Origin of the sequence: Candidatus Mycoplasma haematobovis, from assembly GCF_001645765.1 — a bacterium.
In the GTDB taxonomy this organism is placed as follows: Bacteria; Bacillota_I; Bacilli_A; order Mycoplasmatales; family Mycoplasmoidaceae; genus Eperythrozoon_B; species Eperythrozoon_B haematobovis.
Map to the genome: position 1 here is coordinate 1 of NZ_LWUJ01000005.1, position 3,149 is coordinate 3,149.

Consider the following 3,149-nt stretch of genomic DNA (forward strand, 5'->3'; position numbering starts at 1 on the left):
ATGAATACAAGAGAATAACAACTGAAGCTAAAGAACAACAGAATAATAAAAAAGATTACACAGTTAAATCTAAAGAAGGAAGTACAATAATGGAAGTTGAGACAATTAAATTAAATGATAAAGAAACATCTAATTGTGAATTATGTGGTAAACCAACAAATAATTTTAGTTTAAATATGTGTGAAGAATGCTTTGATGAAGAAACAGATAAACATTATGATGGAGGAAGAGACAATGATGAATAAGCCATGATAACTTATATTATTAAATTCTTTGAGTGATTAGCCCACTGAATAACAATTTAATATGAACAAAGCAGGAATTAAGAAACAAATATTAATTTGCAATAAATGCAAAGCAACATTAGGTAAAGTGGATAGATTTGGTAAGAGAGATGTTAAGAAATATGTATGTTCAATACATTGTAGAACTTGTAGTCCAAACTATATTTGAGAAAATTAATATGAATAGAACTTCTTTATTACCAGCTGTAGTTAGAATGCTAACTTTAAGCACTATACCACCACTTACTTATTTAGGTGTAACACAATATAATGAATTAAATAAAATTGAGTTACCTGAATTACCTATTGAAATAGAACCAGAAATAGTAGTAAAACCTTCTGAACCACAAAAAAAAATAAGAAAAGTATGAAGGCAAATTGCTGGTAGAAAATTTAATGAAGTATTTAGTTCTTATTATTCTTCATATAAATATACAGATGGACAATTAAATAGTATGTGTAAAAGTACATACGTTTATCAAATATTCAGAAATTGGTGTAAAGAAGCTAAATTTGAAATAAAAGAAGAAGAAGTAAAATAATGAGTTTCATAAAAGTATTTGGATTAATTACTGCTTCTGCTTTAGGTACAGCAGGAACCATATATGGAGGTCATTCTGTAGTTGACTATGTTAAAGAAAGAAATAAATTAAAGGGTAGATTAGATTTGGCTGAATACAATTTATCTAATATTGAAGCAAAACATAGACAAGCTATTAATACATTGGTTACTGAAAGAGATAATCTTAAAACAGCTTTAGATAAAACAAGATTAGCTCTTGAGAGGGGTAAAGATTTTATTATGAATGATATCAAAAAAATTAGAGCAATGAAAAGTACTTTACAAGGCAGAACAGATTTAATTTACAAATCAGATAAATTACTGGAAGAGCCTTATAGAAAGATTGCTGAAAACTTTCAGAATGCTTCTTACTTAACTCAAACTTAAGTAGTAATGTTTACTACTTACTTAGAGAGATTTCTTTCTTTTCTTAAAGAAGAAATAAATGAAATTAAACTTGAATTAAATAGTGAGGAAGAACACTTTGGTAAACCAGTAGTTAAAGAAAATAAAGCGGCAGAGCAATACTTATTATTATTAACTAAGACTCAATCATATATTGAAAAGGAGACAAAGAATGGAGAATATAAACCAGAAGACTGAAAGAGCATTAACAGAAAGAAAATGGAATTATCTGATTTAGCTACTAAGGAATTAGGAACAGAGGATTGAAAGAAATATATTATTATCTTCTGGAGCGGCAAGTCAAGAGAGTTTGCCACCATGACTACAAATTATGGAAGGAAAATTTGGAGAAAGAAAGATGAAACTGGAGTAAGAAATCCTGAAGGACAGAAAGCTAAAGAATACTGACATAAGTTACAAATAGTTCTTTATGAATTTAAGAAAAGGGTTGAAGAAGATAATTTTACTAATCCAACTGAAGCATCTTAATTTATTAAATATATATTACCATCCCCAAATCCCAATAGAATACTAATTTCACTTTAATGAAATAACCATACCCCCTCCCTTATTAATATATATTTATTAACAACCAAAGAAAATCAATTAATTAAAACTACATAATAATAAACAGAAAAATATAACATTAACATATAGCAAAAATTCGCGGAGCAGGTCTTTGATTGAAATTTAATTTCCCCAAGCCTTATTTGAAAAGAAAGTAATAATATTTATTTATTAGTAGCCAGTTCAGGGTTCAAAGAATAATGTAGAGAAGGAATTAAGGAAGGATTCTTTAAAGTTAGATATATATAAACCAAGAGCCTTATATGTTGCATCTCCATATACAAATGTTAAGTTAAATGCATTACTCTTATTAGTAGTGATAGCAGTATTAACTGCCTTTGATTCATTAGTACCTTTAGCAACAGAAATATTTAATGCTTTATTAGTATTAGAAGAAATATTAGTTCCAGATGATAATGATTTGTTTACATTAACACCTGTATAAGATATTTCTGGAGATTCATATTGCTCTAGTAATTCAGGTGCCTTATCTAACTTAACAGCCTGTGTTTGAGTAATAACTGTATTTAAATTAATGTCTTCATCAAGGTTAGTAGGTAATTGAATATCAAATGTGTTCCTAGACTCACTGTTCTTAATCTGGTCATACTTCTCATCATCTTTCTTTCAAGAGGCTTCTAAATTTTTATAATCCTCATTCATCTGTGAAGTACCTGCTCTGCCAATAGCATTAGCAGTTGATATTGCAGTAGCATCTGCTCTTAAATAATTTAATTGAGTATTCTTATTATTAGTAGTGGTATTACCAACATTTATAGCGGCATTAGTAGAACCTCCAGTTGAAGTAGTAGTATTAGCATTAAAGAATGAAGATGGATTATTAAGTTCTTCTAATTTAGATTTAGCTAATTTATATTTAATGATGTCTTGTTTAGCATGCTCAAATATGTTATATGCCTTAGCAATAGTTTCGTCTAATTCATACTTTAAATAGCTATTCTTGAAATGATAATAGAATTGTTTATTGATAGTAATTTCTGTTCTATTAGCTAATGTTATCTTTAAAGTATTCTTGGTATCCTCATCAAATACTGCATCACAAATCCTATCAACAACACCTTGTGTTATTAACATATAATGTTCTATGTGTTATTTTTGTTAGTATAGCCTTCATTATCAAACCATCTCAAATTTAAATTTCCAATAGCCTTAATTAATTCATTTTCAACTGTCTGTAGCTCTATACCAATTTCTCTTGCTAATACTTTCTTTTCCAAAGGAATTTGTTCTTCCTCTAAACCCTCTAATAACTTTAAATATTTTTGTTTTGAAGAATTAACAAATTCTATTAATCATTTTGGAGTTCTCAT

Annotated in this window: 7 protein-coding genes; 5 read left to right on the forward strand and 2 right to left on the reverse strand. The window is 27.9% G+C overall.

What is annotated here, in order from left to right; translation table 4 throughout:
- From A6V39_RS00155 to A6V39_RS00175, 5 genes are all read left to right on the forward strand, one after another.
- Nucleotides 1-245, forward strand: a 245-nt coding sequence (locus A6V39_RS00155; protein ID WP_222702662.1) for a hypothetical protein, incomplete at its 5' end; no start/stop codon positions are given.
- A 61-nt stretch (nt 246-306) separates the two neighbouring features.
- Nucleotides 307-462 carry a hypothetical protein gene (locus A6V39_RS00160; RefSeq protein WP_187149645.1) on the forward strand — a complete coding sequence of 52 codons (156 nt, stop codon included), beginning with the start codon at nt 307-309 and terminating at the stop codon, nt 460-462.
- A gap of 1 nt (nt 463) precedes the next feature.
- Nucleotides 464-826 carry a hypothetical protein gene (locus tag A6V39_RS00165; RefSeq protein ID WP_187149646.1) on the forward strand — a complete coding sequence of 121 codons (363 nt, stop codon included), beginning with the start codon at nt 464-466 and terminating at the stop codon, nt 824-826.
- A complete protein-coding gene (locus A6V39_RS00170; RefSeq protein WP_187149647.1) occupies nt 826-1,233 on the forward strand; it encodes a hypothetical protein in 408 nt (135 codons plus the stop codon). Before A6V39_RS00165 ends, A6V39_RS00170 begins: the two co-directional genes overlap by 1 nt.
- Before the next feature lie 6 nt (nt 1,234-1,239).
- Nucleotides 1,240-1,740, forward strand: coding sequence for a hypothetical protein (locus A6V39_RS00175; RefSeq protein ID WP_187149648.1), 501 nt, complete (start codon nt 1,240-1,242; stop codon nt 1,738-1,740).
- 249 nt (nt 1,741-1,989) lie between these two features.
- Here A6V39_RS00175 and A6V39_RS00180 read toward each other — a convergent pair whose 3' ends face one another.
- Together A6V39_RS00180 and A6V39_RS00185 are read right to left on the reverse strand one after the other, a co-directional pair.
- Entirely contained in the window at nt 1,990-2,913 is a 924-nt protein-coding gene (locus A6V39_RS00180; RefSeq protein WP_187149649.1) for a hypothetical protein, read from the reverse strand.
- An 8-nt stretch (nt 2,914-2,921) separates the two neighbouring features.
- Nucleotides 2,922-3,149: hypothetical protein (locus A6V39_RS00185; protein ID WP_187149650.1), on the reverse strand; the 228-nt coding region annotated here is incomplete at its 5' end.